The sequence below is a fragment of the Micromonospora sp. CNZ296 genome, assembly GCF_007827635.1.
In genome coordinates this window covers 15243-37714 of the sequence record NZ_VISW01000035.1, presented here as the reverse complement: position 1 = coordinate 37714, position 22472 = coordinate 15243, and the positions used below count along the sequence as shown (strand labels likewise).

General features: G+C 72.7%; 23 protein-coding genes and 1 tRNA gene. 13 read left to right on the top strand and 11 right to left on the bottom strand.

Annotation, left to right across the window (positions count from 1 at the left end; all coding sequences use genetic code 11):
* Positions 1-177: 177 nt before the first annotated feature.
* Entirely contained in the window at positions 178-1551 is a 1374-nt protein-coding gene (locus FB455_RS32690) for a hypothetical protein (protein ID WP_145755735.1), read from the bottom strand.
* Between the two features lie 103 nt (positions 1552-1654).
* Between FB455_RS32690 and FB455_RS32685 the strand changes: the two genes are divergently transcribed.
* Entirely contained in the window at positions 1655-2326 is a 672-nt protein-coding gene (locus tag FB455_RS32685) for a PASTA domain-containing protein (protein ID WP_232236631.1), read from the top strand.
* Between the two features lie 97 nt (positions 2327-2423).
* Positions 2424-3323, top strand: a complete 900-nt coding sequence (locus FB455_RS32680) for a PASTA domain-containing protein (protein ID WP_145755734.1) — start codon at positions 2424-2426, stop codon at positions 3321-3323.
* A gap of 3 nt (positions 3324-3326) precedes the next feature.
* On the opposite strand, the gene FB455_RS32675 is transcribed toward FB455_RS32680, so the two are convergent.
* Positions 3327-3794 carry a hypothetical protein gene (locus tag FB455_RS32675; protein WP_030269636.1) on the bottom strand — a complete coding sequence of 156 codons (468 nt, stop codon included), beginning with the start codon at positions 3792-3794 and terminating at the stop codon, positions 3327-3329.
* Positions 3795-3892: 98 nt separating this feature from the next.
* Positions 3893-4180, bottom strand: a complete 288-nt coding sequence (locus FB455_RS32670) for a hypothetical protein (protein ID WP_145755733.1) — start codon at positions 4178-4180, stop codon at positions 3893-3895.
* Between the two features lie 626 nt (positions 4181-4806).
* On the opposite strand from FB455_RS32670, the gene FB455_RS32665 reads away from it, so the two are divergent.
* From FB455_RS32665 to FB455_RS32655, 3 genes are all read left to right on the top strand, one after another.
* Positions 4807-5688: a helix-turn-helix domain-containing protein gene (locus FB455_RS32665; protein ID WP_013283298.1), complete on the top strand. Its 882-nt coding sequence runs from the start codon at positions 4807-4809 to the stop codon at positions 5686-5688.
* Positions 5658-5879, top strand: a complete 222-nt coding sequence (locus FB455_RS32660; protein ID WP_013283299.1) for a DUF397 domain-containing protein — start codon at positions 5658-5660, stop codon at positions 5877-5879. Before FB455_RS32665 ends, FB455_RS32660 begins: the two co-directional genes overlap by 31 nt.
* Before the next feature lie 149 nt (positions 5880-6028).
* Positions 6029-6427 carry a hypothetical protein gene (locus tag FB455_RS32655; RefSeq protein ID WP_013283300.1) on the top strand — a complete coding sequence of 133 codons (399 nt, stop codon included), beginning with the start codon at positions 6029-6031 and terminating at the stop codon, positions 6425-6427.
* On the opposite strand, the gene FB455_RS32650 is transcribed toward FB455_RS32655, so the two are convergent.
* The 4 genes from FB455_RS32650 to FB455_RS32635 all read right to left on the bottom strand — a co-directional run bounded on the left by FB455_RS32650 (position 6395) and on the right by FB455_RS32635 (position 9153).
* Positions 6395-6997, bottom strand: a complete 603-nt coding sequence (locus FB455_RS32650) for a hypothetical protein (protein WP_013283301.1) — start codon at positions 6995-6997, stop codon at positions 6395-6397. The genes FB455_RS32655 and FB455_RS32650 overlap by 33 nt on opposite strands.
* 86 nt (positions 6998-7083) lie before the next feature.
* On the bottom strand, positions 7084-7890 hold the full coding sequence (locus FB455_RS32645) for a WecB/TagA/CpsF family glycosyltransferase (RefSeq protein WP_071098936.1): 807 nt from the start codon (positions 7888-7890) through the stop codon (positions 7084-7086).
* Complete coding sequence (locus tag FB455_RS32640; protein ID WP_030269640.1) at positions 7887-8996, bottom strand: NAD-dependent epimerase/dehydratase family protein; 1110 nt, start codon at positions 8994-8996, stop codon at positions 7887-7889. The genes FB455_RS32645 and FB455_RS32640 overlap by 4 nt, the downstream gene beginning before the upstream one ends.
* Positions 8997-9067: 71 nt before the next feature.
* Positions 9068-9153: transfer RNA gene (locus FB455_RS32635), tRNA-Leu, on the bottom strand.
* Positions 9154-9362: 209 nt separating this feature from the next.
* Between FB455_RS32635 and FB455_RS32630 the strand changes: the two genes are divergently transcribed.
* The 7 genes from FB455_RS32630 to pknB are packed head-to-tail and all read left to right on the top strand — an operon-like array spanning position 9363 to position 18316.
* A complete protein-coding gene (locus FB455_RS32630; RefSeq protein WP_026267912.1) occupies positions 9363-10151 on the top strand; it encodes an FHA domain-containing protein in 789 nt (262 codons plus the stop codon).
* 6 nt (positions 10152-10157) lie between these two features.
* Positions 10158-10643, top strand: coding sequence for an FHA domain-containing protein FhaB/FipA (locus FB455_RS32625; RefSeq protein ID WP_013283305.1), 486 nt, complete (start codon positions 10158-10160; stop codon positions 10641-10643).
* Positions 10640-12076 carry a protein phosphatase 2C domain-containing protein gene (locus FB455_RS32620; protein ID WP_030269644.1) on the top strand — a complete coding sequence of 479 codons (1437 nt, stop codon included), beginning with the start codon at positions 10640-10642 and terminating at the stop codon, positions 12074-12076. The genes FB455_RS32625 and FB455_RS32620 overlap by 4 nt, the downstream gene beginning before the upstream one ends.
* 28 nt (positions 12077-12104) lie before the next feature.
* Complete coding sequence (locus tag FB455_RS32615) at positions 12105-13595, top strand: FtsW/RodA/SpoVE family cell cycle protein (RefSeq protein ID WP_013283307.1); 1491 nt, start codon at positions 12105-12107, stop codon at positions 13593-13595.
* Positions 13592-15100, top strand: coding sequence for a penicillin-binding transpeptidase domain-containing protein (locus FB455_RS32610; protein ID WP_145755732.1), 1509 nt, complete (start codon positions 13592-13594; stop codon positions 15098-15100). Before FB455_RS32615 ends, FB455_RS32610 begins: the two co-directional genes overlap by 4 nt.
* 1 nt (position 15101) lies before the next feature.
* Entirely contained in the window at positions 15102-16487 is a 1386-nt protein-coding gene (locus tag FB455_RS32605; protein ID WP_013473361.1) for a serine/threonine-protein kinase, read from the top strand.
* A complete protein-coding gene (pknB, locus tag FB455_RS32600) occupies positions 16484-18316 on the top strand; it encodes a Stk1 family PASTA domain-containing Ser/Thr kinase (RefSeq protein WP_071097282.1) in 1833 nt (610 codons plus the stop codon). Before FB455_RS32605 ends, pknB begins: the two co-directional genes overlap by 4 nt.
* A 178-nt stretch (positions 18317-18494) precedes the next feature.
* On the opposite strand, the gene FB455_RS32595 is transcribed toward pknB, so the two are convergent.
* The 4 genes from FB455_RS32595 to FB455_RS32580 form a co-directional block, all read right to left on the bottom strand.
* Positions 18495-19145: an aminodeoxychorismate/anthranilate synthase component II gene (locus FB455_RS32595; protein ID WP_145755731.1), complete on the bottom strand. Its 651-nt coding sequence runs from the start codon at positions 19143-19145 to the stop codon at positions 18495-18497.
* A 5-nt stretch (positions 19146-19150) separates the two neighbouring features.
* Positions 19151-19423: a hypothetical protein gene (locus FB455_RS32590; protein ID WP_013473364.1), complete on the bottom strand. Its 273-nt coding sequence runs from the start codon at positions 19421-19423 to the stop codon at positions 19151-19153.
* A 3-nt stretch (positions 19424-19426) separates the two neighbouring features.
* The gene (locus FB455_RS32585; protein ID WP_145755730.1) at positions 19427-20332 is read right to left on the bottom strand and encodes a class E sortase; all 906 of its coding nucleotides are present in this window, start codon (positions 20330-20332) and stop codon (positions 19427-19429) included.
* 791 nt (positions 20333-21123) lie between these two features.
* Entirely contained in the window at positions 21124-21930 is an 807-nt protein-coding gene (locus tag FB455_RS32580; protein WP_013283315.1) for a DUF881 domain-containing protein, read from the bottom strand.
* 230 nt (positions 21931-22160) lie between these two features.
* Between FB455_RS32580 and FB455_RS32575 the strand changes: the two genes are divergently transcribed.
* On the top strand, positions 22161-22424 hold the full coding sequence (locus FB455_RS32575) for a cell division protein CrgA (protein WP_013283316.1): 264 nt from the start codon (positions 22161-22163) through the stop codon (positions 22422-22424).
* Positions 22425-22472: the final 48 nt, after the last annotated feature.

Here is a 22472-nt window from a genome sequence, read left to right as displayed (position 1 = left end):
CGGATCAACGAAGAGCCACCCAAGTGATCACCAACGCCGAACCCTAACGGCAATCAGCCGAACCGATCACCACAGACATAGAAGCGTCTTGCACTCGTGGCCCTCACAAAACTCCCTTTCGGGACATCCGAGAGACCACAACTGCAAGATCGACGAGCCGGGGCGGTGTGGGGCGGCTCAGCGGCGTCGGCGGGGGGTGCTCTCGGCGGGCGGGGGTGGGTCGGCCTGGTCGGGCGAGCCAGCCGGGGATGCGGAGTCGCCCTGCGTCGTGCTTTGCGGGCTCGTTTCGTCGGTGTTCGCGCCCTTGTCGCGAGGGCCTGCGGGGGCGGCCTGCTCGGATGCGTCGGGCTGTCGCTGCGGTGGCACGGCGCGTCCACGGCGGCCGGTGGTGGACCGGGTGGCACGACCCCGCTCGGTCTCCGTCCGACCGGAGGCTGCGCCTGGTTCGCCCTCCGCCATCCCGTCCCCTGACGAACCGGCCAACGGGTCCGGCGCCGACCTGGACGACCTGCCGGACGCCGACGTGCCCGACGCCGACCCGGTCGGCCGGGTCGCGTCGTCTGGGGTCGGCTCTCCGCCCGGCTCGGCCGTGTTCTCGCCGGTCGACGCGGGCTCCCCGTCGACGGGGTCCGGCTCGCCGGTGCGCTGGCGGGGCACTGTCACCCGCTCGGCGCTCCGGCGCTCGGCGCGCTGAGCCAGCGCGGCCATCACCATCGAGCCGCCGACGCCGGCGATCACCGCGTACGGGGCGATCAGGTGGGCCGACAACTGTTCCGCCGCGATCCCGGCCAGGCGCGGCACGGCAAGCAGGTACGCCAGCGCGACGAGCAGCGGTCCGGCCGCCCCGGAGGCCGCCGCGCCGACCCGGATCTCCGGTGCGCGGGCGGCTCGGCGGGCCGCCACCAGGCCGATCACCAGGGCGGAGAGCACCGACAGCAGCGCACCGGGCCAGTAGAAGTAGTCGCGGATCCAGAACGCGCCACGGTCCGCGCTGATCTGCCAGATGCCGAGCTGGGCGGTGGTCAGGCCACGGCCGGCGATCACCCCGTCGACCACCGACACCACGGCGAGCAGCCAGAGCCAGCCGGTGGTGGCGATCAGGTTGGTGGCGGCGGCGCGGGTGTGCAGCGCCCAGACGGCGAGCAGTACGCCGAGCACCAGCCCCGCGCCCGCGTACGCGGCGGCGACCGCCTGCGGCGAGGAGACGTCCGGCACCCGGGCCGCCCGCGCGGGTACCGCCACCAGCAGGACGGTGACGATCGCGCCGACACCCGCGGCGAGCGCCAGGCCGAGCCGGGGCAGCGTGCCCGGCGACTCGTCGTCGCCACCACGCAGGCGCTGGGCGCAGACCGCACCGACGATGACCGATGTCGCCGCGATCCAGGTCGCCCAGGCGAGGCTCGCCACCCAGGCCGCCTCGGCCCGTACCGCGCCGTCCGGCACCCAGTTGATGATGCCCAGCCCGTACCCGAAACCGAGCTGCGCGGCACCCGCGCCGGCGGCGACGCCGAGCGCGGCGGCTGTCGATCCTCCCCAGCCCCGTCTGACCATGCCGGGGAGCGTAACGTCCCGTGGTCGGCGCGGCGAGTCGTAACGACGGGCCGTGACCGTCAGTGAGCAACGGATACGGTTGTCGATGATCGGGGCGGGGAGCATGACGGACGAGCGGCAACCGGCAGGCGACGGCAGCGGACCGGGGCGAGGCAGGCTGCTCCTCGGCGGTGGTGTGGCAGTGGCCCTGCTGGCCGTGATCGGCGCCAGCGTCGGGTGGATCCTTGCCGGTGAGCCGGAGCGCTCGGCCGCGCCCGGCGACTCCGCACCGCCCGCCGCCGCGTCCACATCGGCCTCCGCGACCACGGCGCCGCCGGCCACCGCCGCCCAACCATCCGGTACGCGCACCAGCGCCCCGGCCGGGCTCACCGTGCCCGAGGTGGTGGGCGCCGACTTCGAGCAGGCCCGCCGGGACCTGCGCGAGCGCCGCCTCGGCTGGCGACTGGTCTTCGGTACGGGCACCGGACGCACCGTGGAGCGCACCTCACCGGCTCCCGGCACCCCGGTGAAGCGCGGCACCACCGTCACCGTGTGGGTCTCCGGGCCGGCGCCGGCCGTGAGCGTGCCCGACGTGGGCACGCTGTCCTGCTCCGACGCGGCCGACGACCTGGTGGAGGCGGGGCTCTATCCCCGGTACGCCACCGGGCGCCAGGGCCCGGTCACGGCACAGGAGCCGGTGGCCGGCGGTACCGCCCGATGGAACGACCAGGTGACGCTCACCTGCGGCGACAAAGCGTCCACGCCGCCGACGGTCTCCCCGCCGCCGACTCCGTGACGAGCGCGGCGCGCTGATCCCAGCCGGTGTCGCCGGGGACCGCTACGGTGGACGATCGAGGGCCGTGCGCCCCGTCCCGGTGGGGAAAGGACGTGCCATGAGCGACGACCGTCAGGAACCACCCGCCGGTGACGCGGACGCGACCCGCGCGCTGCCCCCGGATGCCGACGCGACCCGTGCGATGCCGCGCGACGCGTCCGGGCACGACGCCGACGCGACCCGCGCGATGCCGCGCGACGCGTCCGGGCACGATGCCGACGCCACCCGTGCGATGCCGAGGAACGCCGCCGAGGAGGACGTGGAGGCGACCCGCGCCATGCCGCGGAACGCGGGCGACGCCACCCGGCCCCTGCCCGGCGGACCGGCAGGACAGGGCGGGCCGCGCCGTCCCCTCGACGCGACCACCCCGCAGGAACCGGTGGGCGCCTGGTCCGGCCGGGCCGGGGTGCCGCCACCACGTCCGGCGGGCTATCCCGAGCCCGGCAGCGAGTGGTACGGCGACGAGCAGGCCGGGCGCCGCTGGTGGATGCCGATCCTGCTCGGCATCCTGGCGCTGCTCCTGCTCGGGTTGATCGGGGCGGGGGTGTGGCTGGCGCTGCGTGCCGCCGACCGGAACTCCGATCCGGGCCCGCCGGTGCCGAGCGTCTCGGCACAGACGAGCGCCGCCCCGACGACCGCCGCACCGACCAGTGCCGCGCCGAGCAGTTCACCGCCGAGTACGCCGGCCACGACCGCCCCGGTGGAGGTGCCGATGCCGCCGCTGGTGGGGCTGCCGGAGGCGGCTGCCCGGGCGGCGCTCGACCGGCTGGACCTGGACTACCGGGTGCAACGGCGGGCGTCGGACCGCCCGGCCGGCACGGTGATCTCCACCGATCCCGAGGCCGGTTACCCGGTGGGCGAGGACGACCGGGTCACGATCGTGGTGGCCGTACCCGCGCCGCCGACGAGCGGGCCGAGCACTCCGGGCTCCGCCCCGGCGACGACCACGACGCCCTGACGATCACCACTGGCGTCTACGGGTGCCGACCAGGCCCAGCCCGGCCAGCGAGATGGCGAGCCCGAGCAGCCCGGAGTAGAACAGCGACCGGCTGAGGTCGTCGGTGGCGCCGGTCGGCCGTTCGGCGAGCGCGCCCTCGCCGCCACCGGCACCCGCGGCCGGTTCGTCCTCGTCCTCCGCCGGGTCGGTGGCGGCCCAGCCGTCCTCGTCGTCCGACCCGTCGGAGTGGGCGGCATCGGACTCGGCGGCATCGGAGTCGGCCGTGCCGGACTCCGTCCGGCCGTTCTCACCGGCAACGGTGATCTCCGGGGCCGGTACGGGCTCGGCGAGCTGCTGGGTGGCGGAGAAGGCGGGATGACGTACCGCGAGCGCGAGCGCGGTCGCGGTGACGAGGAAGAGGAAGAGCCCGAGGGCATAGCCGATACGGGACCGGTGGTGCCGCCGCGCGGCGGGCAAGTTGACCATGACCATCCCAGGTTCAGGGTCCATGGCGCGCGGGGTGGAACGTGCCGGGGTGGGCGTACCGATTCTATGGCGACGGCACGCCCTCCCGACCGGGAATCGTGAGGTCAGCCGACCCGGACCGGGGTCCGGGCCGCCGGGCGGCGAGCCGTCCGCACGGTGTGCTGACGCGGAGCCGGCGCGGCTTGGAGCTGCCGCAACCCCTCCTGGAGTACGAAGATCGACCTCCGGTTGACCGCGTCCCCCGCCGCGTTCAACTCGTAGCCGTCGAGCCAGAGCCAACCGTCGTAGGTCGGCCAGTCGAGCACCCGGATCACCCGGAACATGATCGGTCGGAGGAACTGGACACTCGCCGCGCGAGTCACGTGCAGTACGTCACCGGAGCGGGGAAGCACATGGGCTCCTGGGAAGTCGGCCGGCGGGACCGGCGAGGCTGAACGGGGGTCAGGTGCGGTCCGGTGACGGGGGGTCTGCCTCGTGGACCGGCGGTCGGTGGGTCGGTGCTGGTCGGGCCGTACCCGCGGTGGCGGACCGCCACCCGACCATCACCCGGCTGCTCCCGGTTACCGCTCCCGCCGCCGCAGCCAAGCTGGCGTACAGCGACGGGGTCTTCATTCCGGGGCAGGTCGCAGGGCGCGGGACGGCTCCCCTCCGGCCGTCCCACGGACCGTGGTGCCACCACGCCCGGAGATCAAGCGAAGACGGTGAGTAACCCGTGCCATACGGACAGACTGCATCAGGGACGTGCGACATGCAAGTTGCACGTGGAGTTTTGCTGATAGGTGAGTCGGACACGCAAACGGCGAAACTTGAAGCGTCAGGTATCGGAGCGGCACACTGGACGCCGGTTTCGCCCGTCGCGGCCGGTCGACGACCGGCACCACCCCTGCCGCGAACGCACACCCGCCGCCCGCCGGTCGCGCCCGCGGTGGGAGCCGAACCGGGGCGCGACCGACCGGAGGTAGCCGGGTGACTGTGAAGCGTGGTCCCGCAAGCCGATGGACGGCACCGAGGTGACTCCGTGAGCGAACGGCGCAGCCCGACCATCCGGCGGCGCCGGCTGGGGGCGGAACTCCGCCGGCAGCGGGAGGCGGCGGGCATCACCATCGAAGTCGTCGCCGAGCAGCTGGAGTGCTCGGCCTCCAAGATCTCCCGGATCGAGACCGGCCACACCACGGCGACCCCGCGCGACGTACGCGACATGCTCCGCATCTACGGGGTGGTCGGCGCGGAGAGCGACGAGCTGGTGCAGATCGCCCGGGAGGCGCGGCAGAAGGGCTGGTGGCATCCGTACAGCACGGTGCTCGTCGGCGCGTACGTCGGCCTGGAGGCGGCGGCCAGCTCCATCCGCGCGTACGAGCAGCAGGTGGTGCCGGGTCTGCTGGAGACCGAGGAGTACGCCGGTGCGATGATCCGGGCGGCCCGGCCGGACTTCACCGACGAACAGGTCGACCAACGGGTGCGTGTCCGTCTGGGCCGTCAGTCGTTGTTGACGCAGGACGATCCGGTCGATCTGTGGGTGGTGCTCGATGAGGCGGTGCTGAGCCGGCCGGTTGGCGGCGACGTGGTGATGCGTGGCCAGCTCAAGCGGTTGGTGGAGGTGGCCGAACTGCCGAACGTGACAGTGCAGGTCCTGCCCTTCGAGGTGGGAGCGCACGCCGGCATGGACGGGACCTTCACGATCCTCAGCTTCCCCGAGCCGAGTGATCCCGATGTCGTGTACGCGGAGAACGCCACGGGTGGGCTCTTCCTGGAGAAGAGTGACGAACTGCAGAAGTACAGCTTCATCTTCGATCACATTCGAGCAGCGGCCATGCGCCCGGAGGAGTCCATCGCACACATCGCGAAACTGGCAGAGGAGCCACTGTGGAAATGGCGACCAAGGAGTTCCCCGTGGACCTGACGCAGGCGACGTGGTTCAAGAGCTCGAAGAGCGGGCCGAACTGCGACAACTGCGTCGAGGTCGCGTACGTGACCGGGGCGGTCGGGGTGCGGGACTCGAAGGACAAGACCGGCCCGGCTCTGGTCTTCGCACCGGGCGACTGGCACGCCTTCGTCGCCCGCGCCCGGAACGGCGTGTTCGGCCGGAGCTGACCGGCACCGAGATGTGGTCCCGCCCGGCAGCGCCGCCGGGCGGGACCATTCGCGTCCGCGTGCCCGTGCGGCGGCGGGCACCCGTCGCCAGTTCCGATCCGCCTCGTTGAACCGCACGGATCGGCAACCGAACAAGGCAGGCGAGACGGATGACGACGATCGGTTCAGAGAACCTCACCAGCGGCCCGGGCAAGCCCGAGCGGTTCGGTGGCAAGTACCGGGGTGCCCGCCGGGACACCGTCCTCACCGAGGTGGTCTCCGGTGACGGCGAGGACGCCCGCGAGAGTGGCGTCCCCGAGCAGGCCACGGCGCCGCTGTCCCTGCCGTCGCTGGACCCCAACCCGCTGACCGAGCCGTCCTTCCCGCCGAGCGGCTGGCCGGTCGAGCAGCAGGAGTCCCTGGTGGACCACCCGCTGCTGCGCGGCCTGCTGATGGAGCTGCCCCCGAAGGGCAGTGTGCCCCCGCCCGGCTGGCTGGACCGCTGGTTCGAGGCGACCCGGGCGATCCTGGAACTGCTATACGTGCAGGGCGCGAGCCGGTCGCGCTGACACCGCCTCGGCGGCCGGCATCGCCCGCTCGGCGAGCCGGTTGTGCCGGAGCGCGTGGCGTACTCCGATCGTGCACACGCCGAGCACCCCGACGGTGATCACCGGTCCGGCGACGCCCGGCGCGGTGAACAGGTCGACGCCGATCGCCGGCAGCACCGCCACCAGTACCGCGATCGCCGTCGCCTGGAGCGGCAGCGCGATCAGCGGGTGCGCTGCCGCCGCGCGCAGCCCGTGCGGGGCGGGCGTCTCCGGCGCCGCCGCGAACGCGCCCGCGCCGGACCGCAGCCGCCGGACCCGCCGTACCGTGCAGACCGCCACGACGGCCGCCGGCACCGCGGCGACGCCGAGCGCGGCGGCGGCCCGGTCCACAGTGGTGTCACCGGCGCTCTGCAGGCCCGCGGCGAGGACCGCCGCGGTGAGCGCGAGGCCGGTCAGCACCAGGACGGACAACCATCCGGTACGCCGACGCAGCGCGCGGGCGCGGTCCAGCCCGGGCAGGCCCTCCGCGACCAGTCCGGCGGCGAGCCAGACGGCGGCGACGGGAAGCAGCAGGGCGAGACGGTCATCCATGGCCCCTAGCCTTGCCCGTTTCGACGTCCGCCGAATCCGGGACGGCACCCCGGTTCGTCCCGTACCCGTGCCCGTAGGGGTACGACTCAGACGTCGAACGTGGCCGGTCGCCCGGTGGCCGGCGCCGGCGGGTTGGCCTTCCACAGGCCGGTCTTCTGGGCCGCGAGCCGGGCCAGGTAGGCCGGGTTGAGGATGACGTACCTGCGCCACAGGCGCTTGGGCTCCAGGCCGAGCCGCCAGAACCACTCCAGCCCGGCGCGCTGCATCCACGGTGGCGGGTTGCGCAGCAGGCCGGCGTGGTAGTCGAAGGCCGCGCCGACTGCCATCAGCGGCATGTCCAGCAGCGGGCGCATCGCGTACGCGAAGACCTCCTGGCGCGGGCAGCCCAGCCCGACCAGGACGAGGCGGGCGCCGCTGGCCCGGATCCGGTCGGCGATCTCGGCGTCCTCGCCCGGCGCGACGGCGCGGAACTTGGACGGCTCGACCCCGGCGACCTTCAGCGCGGGAAACTTGCGCTCCAGCGCCGGGACCAGCCGGGACAGCGTCTCCTCGGTGGAGCCGTAGAGGTAGACGGGCAGCCCTTCCTCGGCGAACCGGGCGAGCACCCGCAGGGTCAGCTCCGGCCCGTAGACGCGGTCGGTGAGCCCGGCGCCGTGCAGCAGGTTGAGCGCCCAGCGCACCGGCTGCCCGTCCGGGGTGACCACGTCGAACGAGTTGAGCCGGGCGTTGTGCGCCGGGTCGAGCACGCCGGTCATCACGCCGTGCACGGCGAGCGCGGTGAGCGCCAGCGGGCGGCGTTCGTGCGCGGCCGCCACCACGGCCTCGGTGGCCCGGGCGTAGTCGGTGGCGTCGACCCCGACGCCGAGCACGTTGCGCTTGGTCCCGGCGGTCATGCCTTCGGCACCCACTTGTCGGCGTTCGCCTCGTAGATCTCGCGGAGGATCATCGGCACGTCGTACGTGATCTTCCAGGACGGGTAGTGCTCCTCGAAGCGGGCCATGCTGCTGACGTACCACTGGTGGTCGCCGGTGCGGGCCTGCTCGACGTAGTTGATCCGGGCCTCGCGGCCGGTGATCTCCTGGGCGACCCGGAACGCCTCGATGTGCGAGGTGTTGGAGTGCCGGCCGCCGCCGAGGTTGTAGACCTGGGCCGAGCGCGGCTCCCGGAAGAACGCCTCGAACGCGGTGAGGACGTCGTGCGAGTGGATGGCGTCCCGGACCATCTTCCCCTTGTAGCCGAAGAGGTTGTACGTCCGGCCCTCCATCACGCAGCGCATCAGGTACGCCAGGAAGCCGTGCAGCTCGGCGGCGGAGTGCGCCGGGCCGGTCAGCGTGCCGCCCCGGAAGCAGGCGGTCCTCATGTCGAAGTAGCGGCCGTACTCCTGGACCATCACGTCGGAGGCGACCTTCGAGGCGCCGAAGATCGAGTGCAGCGACTCGTCGATCGACATGTCCTCGGTGATGCCGTCGTACCAGCGGTGGTCCTCGGGCAGCTCGTACCGGGTCTCCAGCTCGATCAGCGGGAGCGAGTTCGGCCGGTCGCCGTACACCTTGTTGGTGGAGCAGTGGATGAACGGCGCGTCGACGGCGTGCCGCCGGGTGTTCTCCAGCACGTTGAGCGTGCCGCCGGCGTTCACGTCGAAGTCGGTGAACGGCTCCTTGGCGGCCCAGTCGTGGCTCGGCTGGGCGGCGCTGTGGATCACCACGGCGATGTCCTTGCCGTACCGCTTGAAGACCTGCTCCAGCCCGTCGCGGTCGCGGATGTCGACGGCGTGGTGGGTGTACGCGGAGCCGAGGTCGGCGGCGAGCCGGTCGAGGCTCCAGGCGGTCGAGCCGTCCTCGCCGAAGAAGTACCGCCGCATGTCGTTGTCGATGCCGACCACGTCGAGACCGAGTCCGGCGAAGTGCCGGGCCGCCTCGGAGCCGATCAGACCGCCGGAACCGGTCACCAACGCGACAGTCACACGCCACTCCTGGTCCATGGGAGGCAGGGAAACCATCGGAGCATAGCGTGACGTCCGGAACGCCCCGATACGAAGCAAGGGCCCCGCTGTGTGCGGAGCCCTTGTCCTGGTGGGGATGGGGGGAGTTGAACCCCCACGTCCTTTCGGACACACGGACCTGAACCGTGCGCGTCTGCCATTCCGCCACATCCCCGTGGCACGACCTGGAACACCATATCGCATCCCGCGCCCGCCATCTGCGGCGGGTGCCGGGACATATTACGCTGTCCACTGGTCACGCCACGAACGATCACCGCTCGTGGCGGGCGAAACTTTAGCACGCTCGCGGGCCTGGTCACGAACGGGCCGACGGCAGCCGGCCGAGCGGCGTGTGAGCTGCGGAGGCGGTGTCCGGATACCATCATTGCCTCGGGACCCGAGGAGGAGCCGGTGAGCGTGCTGCAACGCTTCGAGAAGCGTCTGGAAGGCCTGGTCGAGGGGGCCTTCGCCAAGGTCTTCAAAGGGGTGGTCCACCCCGTGGAGATCCTCAACGCCATGCAGCGGGAGGCCGAGGCGCACAAGGCGATCCTGGCCGGTGGGCGCACCCTTGTGCCCAACCGCTACGTGATCGATCTCTCGCCCTACGACCACAGTCGGCTGGCGCCGTACGCTGCCGCGCTGGCCCAGGAGCTGGCCCAGTCGCAGGCGGAGTTCATCGGCGAGCAGGCGTGGACGGTCTACGGCGACGTGATCGTCGAGGTCGAACGCGGTGAGGGCCTGGACACCGGCATGTTCCGGGTCACCGCCGAGGTATACACCGGCGGGGACGTCGCCCCGGTCTCCGCGCCCGGCGGCTACGACGCCGGCCCGGCGTACCCGGCGTACGACCAGGGTGGCGGCTACGGCCCTCCGCCCGGTCACGGCGGCGGCCGCAACGTCCGCCTGGTCTCCGGCGACGGCCGCACCTACCCCCTCCAGATGGGCTCGACCGTGATCGGCCGCGGCGACCAGGCCAACCTGCGCCTGCCCGACGTCGGTATCTCCCGGCGCCACGCCCGGCTGGACTTCGACGGCGGCCAGGTGGTGCTGACCGACCTGGGCTCCACCAACGGCACGATGGTCAACGGCCAGCGGGTCTCGGCGGTCGCCCTCAACCCCGGCGACATGATCCAGCTCGGCACCACGACGCTGACCTTCCGCGTGGACGGCTGATCCGCGTTGCCGGAACTCGTCATCACCGTCGCCCGGTTCGGGTTCCTGATCCTGCTGTGGATCTTCGTGTTCACGGTGGTCGGCGTGATCCGCCGGGACCTCTTCGCCGGTGCCCGGTCGGGCCGGCTCGTGGCCGCGCCGCGGGGGATCGGCGCGTCGACCGGGCAGCCGGGTAAGCCGGCGAAGGCCAAGCGCGGCCGGGCCGCCCACCAGCTGGTGGTCACCGCCGGTCAGCTCGCCGGCACCCGGATCACGCTCGGGGAGGCCCAGATCACCATCGGCCGCGCGGAGGACTCGACCCTGGTGATCACCGACGACTACGCCTCGGCGCGACACGCCCGGCTGGTGCCCCGCGACGGGCAGTGGTACGTCGAGGACCTCGGATCGACTAACGGCACCTATCTCGATCGCGCTAAGGTCACCGGACCAACCCCCGTCCCCCTCGGCGTGCCGATCCGGATCGGCCGCACTTCCCTCGAATTACGGCCATGACTCTGACCCTGCGCTACGCGGCCCACAGCGACCGCGGTCTGATCCGAGACGGTAATCAAGATTCCGTCTACGCCGGACCGCGGCTGCTCGCCGTGGCCGACGGCATGGGCGGCATGGCCGCCGGTGACGTCGCCAGCAACATCGTCATCGGTGCCATGGCGCCCCTCGACGAGGACGTCCCCGGTGACGCCCTGGTCGACGCGCTCCGCTCCGCCGTGGGCACCGCCAACCAGCAGCTCCGCGACACCGTGGACGCCAACCCGCAGCTGGAGGGGATGGGCACGACGCTCACCGCGACCCTCTTCTCCGGCAGCAAGCTCGGCATGGTCCACATCGGTGACTCCCGGGCCTATCTCCTGCGCAACGGCGAGTTCGCGCAGATCACCAAGGACGACACGTACGTCCAGATGCTCGTCGACGAGGGCCGGATCAGCGCGGAGGAGGCGAGCAGTCACCCCCAGCGCTCGCTGCTCACCCGGGCGCTCGACGGCCGCGACATCGACCCGGAGTACAGCGTCCGCCAGGTGCTGCCCGGCGACCGCTACCTGATCTGCTCCGACGGGCTCTCCGGCGTGGTCAGCGCGGAGACCATCGCGGACACCATGCGGGAGTACCCCGACCCGCAGCGGTGCGTGGAACGCCTGGTGCAGCTCGCGCTGCGCGGCGGCGGCCCGGACAACATCACGGTGATCATCGCCGACGCCACCGACCAGGACATCGTCGAGGCGTCCCCGATCGTCGGCGGCGCCGCCGCCCGCGACCGGGGCATGGCGACCTCGGCCGACGACTCCACCCCGGCGGCCCGCGCCTCGGCGCTGTCCGCCCCCCGGCCACCCGCGCCGGAGGAGCCGGCGGACAACCGCGACGACGAGCCGGAACGGCGTCGCCGCCGGCCGCTGCGCACCGTCGCGATGGTGCTGGCGCTCGCGGTGATCGTCGGCGGTGGCGCGTTCGGCGGGTGGACGTACACCCAGCGGCAGTTCTACGTCGGCGCCACCGACGACGGCCAGCTCGCGGTCTTCCGCGGGGTGCCCGGCCAGGTCGCCGGACTGGACCTGTCGAACGTGCACGCGCGCAGCGAGGCCCGGCTCGACGACCTCACCCTCGCCGCCCAGGAGCGGGTGAAGCAGGGCATCCAGGCCCGCAACGAGCCGGACGCGGAGCGCCGGCTGGCGGAGCTGACGAGTGAGGATCCGGCGAACCCGAACCTCAAGCCGCTCTGCCCGCCCGACCCGTCGCCCGGTGCGACCAGTCCGAGCCCGGCAGCGGGCGGGCTGAACCCGCAGGTCAGCGGCAGTCCCGCACCGTCCGTTCCGCCGGCCGGCTCACCGAGCCCCGGCGCGTCGACGCCGCTGACGACCATCACGCCCGACGCCGTACCCTCCGACACCGTTCCGCCGGCCGACCCGGCGGGTTGCCGGTCGCCGGAGTGAGTGCCGGCTCGATCCCGAGGACGTATCCGTGACCGCAGCCGCCGTACCGGCCGCCTCGCCCGCTTCGACGGGCGAGGAGTCCGGCGTACGCCTGGCCCGGTCCCGGCGCAACGCCGAGCTGTCCCTGCTCCTGCTCGCCATGGTGCTCGTCGCGGCGTACGCGGCGATGATCGAGGCGAAGGCGCTGGACACGATCACGCCCGACTTCTGGATTCCGGCCGCCGCGCTGGGGCTGGTCTTCCTCGGTCTGCACCTGGTGATCCGCTGGCTGGCGCCGTACGCCGATCCGGCGCTGCTGCCGGCGGTGGCACTGCTCAACGGCATCGGGGTCGGCTTCCTGCGCCGCTACGACCTGGCCAAGGCCACGCCCGCCGAGCGGGAGGACCTGGCCGTCTTCGCCGGCACCGGCGGCCGGCAGCTCGCCTGGACGCTCGCCGCGGTGGTGCTCGCCGCCGCTCTGCTGGCGATCCTGCGCGACCACCGTTCGCTGTCCCGGTACGCGTACACGCTGGGCCTGGCCGGCATCGTGCTGGTGATGATCCCGGCGGTGCTGCCCAGCCGGTTCTCCGAGATCAACGGCGCGAAGCTGTGGATCAAGTTCGGCGGATTCTCCATCCAGCCGGGTGAGTTCGCCAAGCTGGCCCTGCTCACGTTCTTCGCCTACTACCTGGTGCGCAAGCGCGAGGTGCTCTCGCTCGCCAGCCGGCGGGTGCTGGGCATCGACTTCCCGCGCGGGCGAGACCTCGGCCCGGTGCTCGTGGTCTGGCTGGTCAGCCTCCTGGTCCTGATCTTCGAGAAGGACCTCGGCACCTCGCTGCTCTACTTCGGCATGTTCGTGGTGACGCTCTACATCGCCACCGAGCGGGTCAGCTGGCTGCTCATCGGCCTGATCCTGTTCTTCGGCGGCGCCTACCTGGCGTACGTGCTGGGCAGCACCGTGGGCGGCCCGTTCGCGAACTTCTACGACCGGGCGCAGATCTGGCTGGACCCGTTCGCCGAGCCGTACGACAGGGGCTACCAGCTGGTGCAGGGTCTGCTCACGCTCGGCACCGGCGGCCTGTTCGGGGCCGGGCCGGGCGGCGGCCAGCCGGCGCTGCTGCCCGAGGTGCAGACCGACTTCATCTTCGCCGGCATCGGTGAGGAGATCGGCCTGTTCGGTCTCTCCGCGCTGCTGGTGATCTACCTGCTGATCGTCGAGCGTGGCCTGCGTGCCGCGCTGGCGGTACGGGACTCGTTCGGCAAGCTGCTCGCCGGTGGTCTGGCGTTCACGCTGGGCCTCCAGGTCTTCGTCATCGTCGGCGGCATCAGCAAGCTCATCCCGCTGACCGGTCAGACCACCCCGTTCCTGTCCGCCGGTGGCTCCTCGCTGATGGCGAACTGGCTGCTGATCGCCCTGCTGCTGCGGGTCTCGGACGGCGCCCGCCGCCCGGTGACCGGCGGCGGTGGCCCGGCCGCCCGGCCGGCAGGCGGCCCACCCGAGCAGTTGCACGGCGCCCCGACGGAGGTGATCCGGCCGTGAATGCCCCTCTGCGCCGCGTCGGCGTGGTCGTGATGGTCCTGTTCGGGCTCCTGTTCGCGAACCTGAACTGGATCCAGGCCTACAAGGCCGACGAGTACCGCAACAGCGACTACAACGGCCGGGTCCAGGTCGCCGAGTACGACCGCAAGCGCGGGAACATCGAGGTGGGCGGCACCGCGTACGCGGTCAGCAAGGAGACCGGCGGTGAGCTGAAATACCAGCGCACCTACCCGGGCGGGGCGATGTACGCGCACGTGCTCGGCTGGAAGCCGGTCAACGGCAGCGCGAGCGGCATCGAGCGGGTGGAGAACGACTTCCTCGCCGGCACCAGCGACGCGCTCATCGCCAGCCGGATCAAGGACATGTTCACCGGTGACGAGACCGGTGGCGGGAACGTGCTGCTGACGCTCTCCAAGCGGGCCCAGGAGACGGCGTACAAGCAGCTCAACGACAACCAGGTCGGCGCGACCAAGGGCGCGGCCATCGCGATCGACCCGCGTACCGGCGCGGTGCAGGCGCTGGTGTCCATGCCGAGCTTCGACCCGAACCCGCTGGCGAGTCACAACAGCACCGAGGCGGACCGGGCGTACAACACGCTGGAGAAGGACAAGGACCGGCCGCTGGCGAACCGGGCGCTGTCCGAGACGCTGCCGCCGGGCTCCACCTTCAAGATCATCATGGCGGCGGCTGCGCTGGAGAACGGCGTCGGGCAGCAGACCCGCATCCCGGCCGGTTCCAGCTACACCGCGCCCGGCGCCGGCCAGCCGATCCGCAACGCCGCGCCGTCGATCTGCCCCGAGTCGCAGGTGACGCTGCGCGAGGCGGTGACCGAGTCCTGCAACACCGGCTTCGCCCAGCTCGGCGTACGCCTCGGCTCGGACAAGGTCAAGGAGAAGGCCAAGCAGTTCGGCTTCGAGCAGGAGGACCTCACCGTCGGCCAGCTCGGTGAGGGCGGCCTTCCGGTGGCGGCCAGCCGCACCGGCGACATGCAGAACCCGGACGGCAGCACCGACCAGGCCGCTCTGGCGCAGTCGTCGATCGGCCAGAACAACGTGCGGATGACCCCGTTGCAGGGCGCGATGATCGCCGCCGCGGTGGCCAACAAGGACGGCAAGCAGATGCGTCCGTACCTGGTCAAGCAGCTGCTCGGGCCGGACCGCACCACCGTCTACGACGCCGCCCAGCCGCGCGAGCTGCGCCGCCCGATCAGCGGCCAGGTCGCCGCCGACCTGCGCGACATGATGCAGAACGTGGTGAAGGAGGGCACCGGCCGCCGGGCCGCCATCGACGGCTTCCTGGTCGGCGGCAAGACCGGTACTGCCCAGTCCGGCCCGAACACCCCGGACCACGGCTGGTTCATCGGCTTCGCCCTGGACAAGGGCGGCACGCCGCTCTCCGCGGTCTGCGTCGAGCTGGAGCAGGCGGGCAGCGGCGGCAGCGCCGAGGCGGCCCGCATCGCCGGTCGGATCATGGCGGCGGCGATCGCCGACTCCGGGAGGCGCTGACGTGCTCGGTCCGGGAGTGAAGCTCGGCAACCGCTACCGCCTCGACGAGCGGATCGCCAGCGGTGGCATGGGCGACGTGTGGCGCGGCACCGACCAGGTGCTGGGCCGTACCGTCGCGGTGAAGAGCCTGCTCCCGGCGCTGCTGGACGAACCGGGCTTCGCCGAGCGGTTCCGCGGCGAGGCCCGGACCATGGCCACCATCAACCACCCCGGCGTGGTCGACGTCTACGACTTCGGCAGCGACCAGCACATCGCCTTCCTGGTGATGGAGTACGTCGAGGGCGACGCGCTCTCCGCCACGCTCAGCCGCGTCGGCCGGCTGACCCCGGCCCGCACGATGGCGCTGCTGGCGCAGGCCGCCGACGCGTTGCACGCGGCGCACGAGAAGGGCATCGTGCACCGCGACGTGAAGCCCGGCAACCTGCTGGTCCGGCCGAACGGCACGCTCGTGCTCACCGACTTCGGTATCGCCCGCTCGGACCTGGTCGGCCAGCTCACCGCCGCCGGCTCGGTGCTCGGCACCGCCTCGTACATCTCGCCGGAGCAGGCCACCGGTGCTGTCGCCACCCCCGCCTCGGACGTCTACGCGCTGGGCGTGGTCGCGTACCAGTGCCTGGCCGGCCGCCGCCCGTTCGAGGGGGACAACCCCCTCGAGATCGCCATGAAGCACGTACGGGACACTCCGCGGGCGCTTCCGGCCGACATCCCGCCCCAGGTCCGGGCGATCGTCGAGCGGGCCATGGCGAAGGATCCGGCCGCGCGCTGGCCGAGCGCCGCCGCGCTGGCGAGCATCGCCCGGCAGGCCAAGCTCGCACTCTCCCAGGCGGCCCGCTCCGGGCACCCGATCTCCGGCGTACCCGCCTCGCCTGCCGCGCCCGTCGCGCGGGCGCAGGTGCCCACCGCCGCTCCGCGTCCGCAGCCGCCGTCCGCCGCCCCGCGCCCGCAGCCCCGGCCGCCCGTGTCACCGGCCCGCCCGCCGGTCGCCGCGCCGCGCCCGGCCGTGATCGCGCACCCCGCCCCGCAGCCCCGCCCGCCGGTGGCGCCGCGCGGCGCGGCCCCCGTCCCGCAGCCACGCCCCGTGCCCCAGCACAACCCCCTGGGGTACGCGCGACCGCCCGCCGCCGCTCCGCCCCGGCGCTCCCGGTCCGGGCTGTGGACGACGGCGATCGTGGTGGCCGTACTGGTCATCCTCTGCTCGGGCGTGATTTCGTTCCTGTACCGGAAATACGGTGCTACCGCATCCGCTTCGGCGAGTGTGAGCGTGACCTCCGGCGCGGTGCAGCCGTACGGAGGCGACTATCCGGTCCGCACGTCGTACCGTCGTGAGGTACGCCTCCTGCCGGCCGGCGGCGGTACGACGACGAGCGAAGGACGAGAGACGCGATGACAGCGCAGGCCCGCCTGCTCGGTGGCAGGTACCAGGTCGGCGAGCTGCTGGGCTACGGCGGCATGGCCGAGGTGCACCGCGGCCGTGACCTCCGGCTCGGGCGGGATGTCGCGATCAAGATGCTCCGTGCCGATCTGGCCCGGGATGCCACCTTCCAGATGCGGTTCCGCCGTGAGGCGCAGAACGCCGCGTCGCTCAACCACCCGGCCATCGTCGCCGTCTACGACACCGGTGAGGAGACCGCCCCCACGGGCGAGACCCTGCCGTTCATCGTGATGGAGTTCGTCAACGGCCGGACCCTCAAGGAGGTCCTCGGCGTCGAGGGGCGGCTCCAGCCGCGCCGGGCGCTGGAGATCTGCGCCGACATGTGCGCCGCGCTGGAGTTCAGCCACCGGCACGGGATCATCCACCGGGACATCAAGCCCGGAAACGTGATGCTCACCCAGACCGGCCAGGTCAAGGTGATGGACTTCGGCATCGCCCGGGCGCTCGCCAGCGGCGCCACCACGATGACGCAGACCAGCGCGGTCATCGGCACCGCACAATACCTCTCCCCCGAGCAGGCGCGCGGCGAGGCGGTCGACGCCCGCTCCGACGTCTACGCGGCCGGCTGCGTGCTGTTCGAGCTGCTCTGCGGCCACCCGCCGTTCGTCGGGGACAGCCCGGTCAGCGTCGCGTACCAGCACGTGCGGGAGCAGCCGCCGACGCCGAGCACGATCAACCCGGACGTCAACCCCGCTGTCGACGCCATCGTGCTCAAGGCGCTGTCGAAGAACCCGCTCAACCGCTACCAGAGCGCCGGCGAGATGCGGGCGGACCTGCTCCGCGCCGCCGCCGGCCGGCCGGTGCTCGCCACCCCGGTGATGCCGGCCGAGGAGACCATGCCGATGGGCGCCGCCGCGGGCGGCTACCACCAGGCGCAGCAGACCCAGATGATGGGCCCGCAGACCCGCCAGCAGCCGGTGGCGCGGGTCGGCGACCCGGGCAAGCGCAAGAGCTCGTCGTGGGTCATCGCCGCGTTCGCCACCCTCGGCGTGCTCGCGGTGATCGCGCTCGGCACGGCGCTCTGGCTCAACCAGGCCGGCAACGAGAAGGTGTCGGTGCCGCAGTTGGTGGACCGCACGCAGGCCGACGCGCAGGCCGCGCTCAGCCAGGCCGGGCTGCGTTTCGCCCCCGGGGACCCGGTCAAGAACGCCGAGTGCAAGAAGGGCACCGTGGTCGAGCAGAACCCGCCGTTCGGCCAGCGGGTGGAGAAGAACAGCGCGGTCACGGTCCAGATCTGCGCCGGTCCGGACGACGTCACCATCCCGCAGGCCCTCAAGGGTGGCACCTTCACCAGCGTGAAGGCGACCCTGGAAGGCCTGGGGCTCACCGTGGTCCGCAAGGACGTTACCGACAGCGCCCCGAAGGAACAGGTGGTCAACGTGTCGCCCGACGAGGGCAGCACGGTGGCCCCGAACACCAAGGTGACGCTCGAGGTCTCCAAGGGCAACGTCGCCGAGGTGCCGGACGTCCGCGGCTTCACCGAGGACCAGGCGAGGAAGCAGCTTGAGAACGCCGGCTACCGGGTCAAGGTGGTCGACGGCGAAGAGGTCGAACCGGCCCAGGTGGGCAAGGTCAGCGGTCAGTCCCCGTCGCCCAATAGGAAGCTGGCCAAGGGCGAGACGGTGACCATCGAGGTCGACGTGCCGCGCGAGGAGGAGCCCACCAGCCCGACGCCGAGCGGCTCGCCCAGCACGTCCCCGAGCACGCCGGGCAACGGCGGCGGCAACGGCGGCGGCAGTGGCTTCCCGTTCCCGCCGGTGGCCCCGACGCGTACCGACCGCTGAGCCAGACCTGACCACGACGCGGCGGCGTCCCCGACCCCCGGGGCCGCCGCCGCGCCCATTCTCGCGACGATCATGAAGTTGGCGGCGCAAGGCGTCCGATTTATCCCCGCCAACTTCATGATCGACGGAGAAAGGGCGGGCGGGACCGCCGCGGGGGTGAGGGCGGGAAGCGCGGGGGTCAGGCTGGGGAGAAGGCGGCCTGACGGCGGGCGTCGACCTCGGCGGCCAGTTCCGGGGCGCGCTCCAGCGCCGCGGGGAAGCCGCAGGCGGCGAGCCAGTTCGCCAGCATCAGGTGACCGCCCTCGGTCAGCACCGACTCGGGGTGGAACTGCACGCCCTCGATCGGCAGCGTGCGGTGCCGCATCGCCATCACCAGGCCGGAGGCGGTCCGGCCGGTGACCTCCAGCTCGTCGGGGAGCGTCTCGGGCAGTACGGCGAGCGAGTGGTAGCGGGTGGCGGTGAACGGGTCGGGCAGACCGGCGAGCACGCCCACGCCGTCGTGGCGTACCTCCGAGGTCTTGCCGTGCAGCAGTTCCGGCGCGCGGGCCACAGTCGCGCCGAACGCCTCGCCGATCGCCTGGTGACCGAGGCAGACGCCGAAGATCGGGAGCTTGCCCGCGTACTCGCGGATCACGTCCAGGCAGATGCCGGCCCGGTCCGGACTGCCCGGCCCGGGCGACAGCAGGACACCGGCGGCGCCGGCGCGGCCCACCTCGGCGACGTCGATCTCGTCGTTGCGCCGCACCTCGCAGTCGGCGCCGAGCTGGCCGAGGTACTGCACGAGGTTGAAGACGAACGAGTCGTAGTTGTCGATCACCAGTACGCGCATCGCTGTCACCTGTTCGGGGTGGAGGGTGGGGCGTTGTTCGTCTCGGTGCTGTACGGCAGCTCCTCCTCGCCGGGCAGCCCGGTCGGCTCGGTGATCCCACCGTCACCCGGTACGCCGGAGTCCTGGGTGACCTGCACGTCGTCGAAGGGCAGCAGCGGCTCGGCCCACGGGAAGACCACGAACCAGAGCAGCGCGACGGTGGCGGTGGCCAGCACCAGCGAGCCGAACAGCTTGCCGGGCAGCCCGAACGGGAGTTTGCGCCAGATCCACGAGTACACGGCTCACGCCTCCAACTCGGCCGGGCGGCCCGCCGACTTGGCCTGCGTGTGGTCGAGCCGGGCGTGGATGATCAACCGCTGGTAGTTGTCGAACTTCGGGTTGCAGGTGGTGAGCGTCAGCAGCTTCTCGGTGGGCTTCTGACCCGGCTTGCCGGGCACCGGCGCGACCACCTCCACCTGGGACGGCTTGACGATCCGCTGCTGGTATACCCGGTAGACGAGCCACTCCGTCTTGGTCTCGACCACTATCGCGTCGCCGGTCTTCATTTCGTCCAGCCGCCAGAACGTGGAGCGGATCCGGTGGCCGGCGACGGAGAAGTTGCCCACCTCGCCGGGCATGGCACTGTCCGGATAGCGGCCCGGCGCGTACCGGATGTCCTCCGGGCTGACCCCCTCGACCACCACCCAGTGCTTGTCGAACTTGGGGATGTAGAGGCCGGCGACCGGCCTGCCCTCCGCCGGTGGCTTCGGCTTCACCGTCGGCCCGGTGGTCGGGCCGACGGTCGGGTCCGCCGCCGCGTCCCACTCCTGGGCGAGCTGGCTGTTCAGGTCGCTCTGGTGGGCCTCGACGATGACCGCCTTGCCCCAGATCTCGTACCCGGCGAAGAGAAGCACCACCAGCCCGAAGGTGATCAGCAGCTCGCCGGTGCCCCGCACGACGGTGCGCAGCCGGGAGCCGACGGTGGGGCGGGTCAGCTCGGAGTAGACGCTGCGGTATCCGTCGCCGGTCTGCTCGGGCCGCAGTTGCACCACCCGCTCGCCGCGCCGAGGGCGGGGCGGCTCGGCGGGCGGTTCGGCGCCACCACCACCGCCGCCGTCGCCGGTGTCAGGCACCGGGGGCACCGCGCCCATCAGCCCGGTGGCGTCCAGGTGGGGGTCCGCGGGTGGGCGGGTGACGGCGGGCAGCACCGTCGTCGCTCCGGGGTCGGCCGGAGGGTTCCGGTCCGCGCCGGCCGGCCCGCCGAGAGGGGGTACGCCGGGCGGCCGTCCCTCACCCCCCGCCGGTCGGCGACCGTCCTCCGGCGGGCGTCCGCCGGCCTCCCACGGGCGGGTGCCGTTCTGCGGTGGCTGTCCACCGCGGCCACCACGCTCGGGCGGGATCGCCGCACCTGTGGAATGGCGGACGGCGTACTGCTGCCCCGCCGGTCCGTACCCCTCCGGTCGCGACTGGCGCTCGCCCGGCCGGTGTGCGACGTCGCCGGGCGCGGCCGGGCGCATCCCGGGAGCGGGACCACCCCGGGGCGCCGCTCCGTGGGGCGCGGGGCCGTTCTGCGCCGGCCCGTGGGGCGCGGGGCCGTTCTGCGTAGGGCCGTGGTGTCCGGCGCCCTGGTGCGCCGGGCCGGCCGGGTGGGGCGTACCCCTGGGGGGAAGCTCGCTCGCCGGGGGGCGGAACCGGGGGTCGGCCTCGGGGCGGGAGGCGCTCGCCGGTTGATGCGCCTGACTGCCTGGCCACGGCGGCGGCGGAGCGACCGGCGGGGCGGTCCGTGGCGGGGCGGACGGCGGTTGGCCGGTCCGTGACGGCGCGGGCTGGCGGGTGTCCGGGCCGCGTCGGGCCGGGGCGGTGTGGGCCGGGCCGGCGTCGGGCCAGGGCAGGTGGAGCGGCTGTGGCGACGCCGGGGCCGGACGCTCGACCCGGGGGAGGAACGCTGTCGACTCCTCCTGGTGGTCGTGGCCGGTGCGTTCCCGGGGGTCGCCGCCGGTCACCGGGGCACCGTCGCCGATTGCAGCGCGGTGGAGTCCTCGAACGCCGGCACGGTGACGGTGGAGACGCGCTCGACGTACCCGAGTTGGTAGTGGTCGGCCACTTCCTTGAACACCCGCACTCCCTCAGAGGCGGCGAGCGCCCGCTGGAGTTCCGCGGGATCGCCGATTGCCACGATCTTGAAAGGAGGGGAGTACACCCGGCCGTGCAGCAGCAGGGTGTTACCGACGCAGCGTACCGCGCTGGTGCTCAGCACGCGGACGTTCATGATTGACATGGCCTCCGCGCCGCCGGCCCAGAGCGCGTTGACGACCGCCTGGACGTCGCCCTGGTGCACCACCAGGTCGTCGTTGCTGGCGCCCTTCGGCAGCGGCTGGTCGGGCCGGCGGTCGGCGTCGTTCAGCTCGACAGTCACGCCGCTGCCGGTGAGCGCTGTGAACCCGGCGCCCTGCCGGCTGGCGGCGGCCCGGTCCCGCTCGGTCTTGATCGGCCCGTCGGCGCCGGCGAGCGCTTCGGTCTGCTCCTCCACCTCGGCCCGGAGCCGGGCGGCCTTCGCCTCGCTGGCGGCGACCTCCTCGCGGCGGTCCTCGATCAGCTGGGTCAGCTGAGGCCGGCGGTCCTCACGCAGGGAGGTGCCGCCCGCGGTGGTGGCGGTGGTGGTGAACAGCAGACCGGCCGCGGCGGCGATCAGGGGTACGCCGACGGACCAGCCGGGGCGGCGCTGGCGTGCGCGCCGGGGCAGCAGGGCGGCTGCCGCGCGGCGGAGGACCTTCTGCCAGGAGGCGGCGCCGGACGTGTACTCCACCGGGCGTTCCCTTTCCCGTCGTCTCGTTCCGGCCCGCGCCGGTGCGAGCCGACCTGCTCGACCCGGAAAGTCCGCTCTTTCCGGTTACTGAGTGCACCGGCCTGGCCCCATTCGTGGCCTGGACGGTCCGTCCGGACTACGCTAGCTGTCGAACATTATTGGCCATGGACCGTCGCCCTCGCGCCCGGTTGTCAGGCCGGACGAGGTCGTACCCCCCTCTGGAGAGCGTCGTGCCCAAGTCTCAGGTCCGCAAGAAGAAGGTGTACACCCCGCCGACGGACGTACGTCCGACGGCGACGGCGTCGACGCGCAAGCCTAGCCCGATCTGGCTGCCGGTCACGGCGGTCACGCTGATCGTGGCGGGCATCGGCTGGCTGGTGCTCTACTACCTGTCCGAGCAGGCGTACCCGGTCGCCAGCTGGGGTTACTGGAACCTCGCCGTGGGCTTCGGCGCGATGGTCTCGTCGCTGATCCTGCTCTCCCGCTGGCGCTGATCAGGCGCTGCCCCACCCCGGCGTAGGTCACGCCACGCCGCCCCTGCC

Coding starts and splice junctions, on each gene's coding strand:
- FB455_RS32595 (WP_145755731.1), bottom strand. CDS start 19,145: ATGCGCGTACTGGTGATCGACAACTACGACTCGTTCGTCTTCAACCTC.
- FB455_RS32685 (WP_232236631.1), top strand. CDS start 1,655: ATGACGGACGAGCGGCAACCGGCAGGCGACGGCAGCGGACCGGGGCGA.
- FB455_RS32690 (WP_145755735.1), bottom strand. CDS start 1,551: ATGGTCAGACGGGGCTGGGGAGGATCGACAGCCGCCGCGCTCGGCGTC.
- FB455_RS32680 (WP_145755734.1), top strand. CDS start 2,424: ATGAGCGACGACCGTCAGGAACCACCCGCCGGTGACGCGGACGCGACC.
- FB455_RS32650 (WP_013283301.1), bottom strand. CDS start 6,997: ATGGATGACCGTCTCGCCCTGCTGCTTCCCGTCGCCGCCGTCTGGCTC.
- FB455_RS32655 (WP_013283300.1), top strand. CDS start 6,029: ATGACGACGATCGGTTCAGAGAACCTCACCAGCGGCCCGGGCAAGCCC.
- FB455_RS32620 (WP_030269644.1), top strand. CDS start 10,640: ATGACTCTGACCCTGCGCTACGCGGCCCACAGCGACCGCGGTCTGATC.
- FB455_RS32675 (WP_030269636.1), bottom strand. CDS start 3,794: ATGGTCATGGTCAACTTGCCCGCCGCGCGGCGGCACCACCGGTCCCGT.
- FB455_RS32645 (WP_071098936.1), bottom strand. CDS start 7,890: ATGACCGCCGGGACCAAGCGCAACGTGCTCGGCGTCGGGGTCGACGCC.
- pknB (WP_071097282.1), top strand. CDS start 16,484: ATGACAGCGCAGGCCCGCCTGCTCGGTGGCAGGTACCAGGTCGGCGAG.
- FB455_RS32660 (WP_013283299.1), top strand. CDS start 5,658: ATGGCGACCAAGGAGTTCCCCGTGGACCTGACGCAGGCGACGTGGTTC.
- FB455_RS32640 (WP_030269640.1), bottom strand. CDS start 8,996: ATGGTTTCCCTGCCTCCCATGGACCAGGAGTGGCGTGTGACTGTCGCG.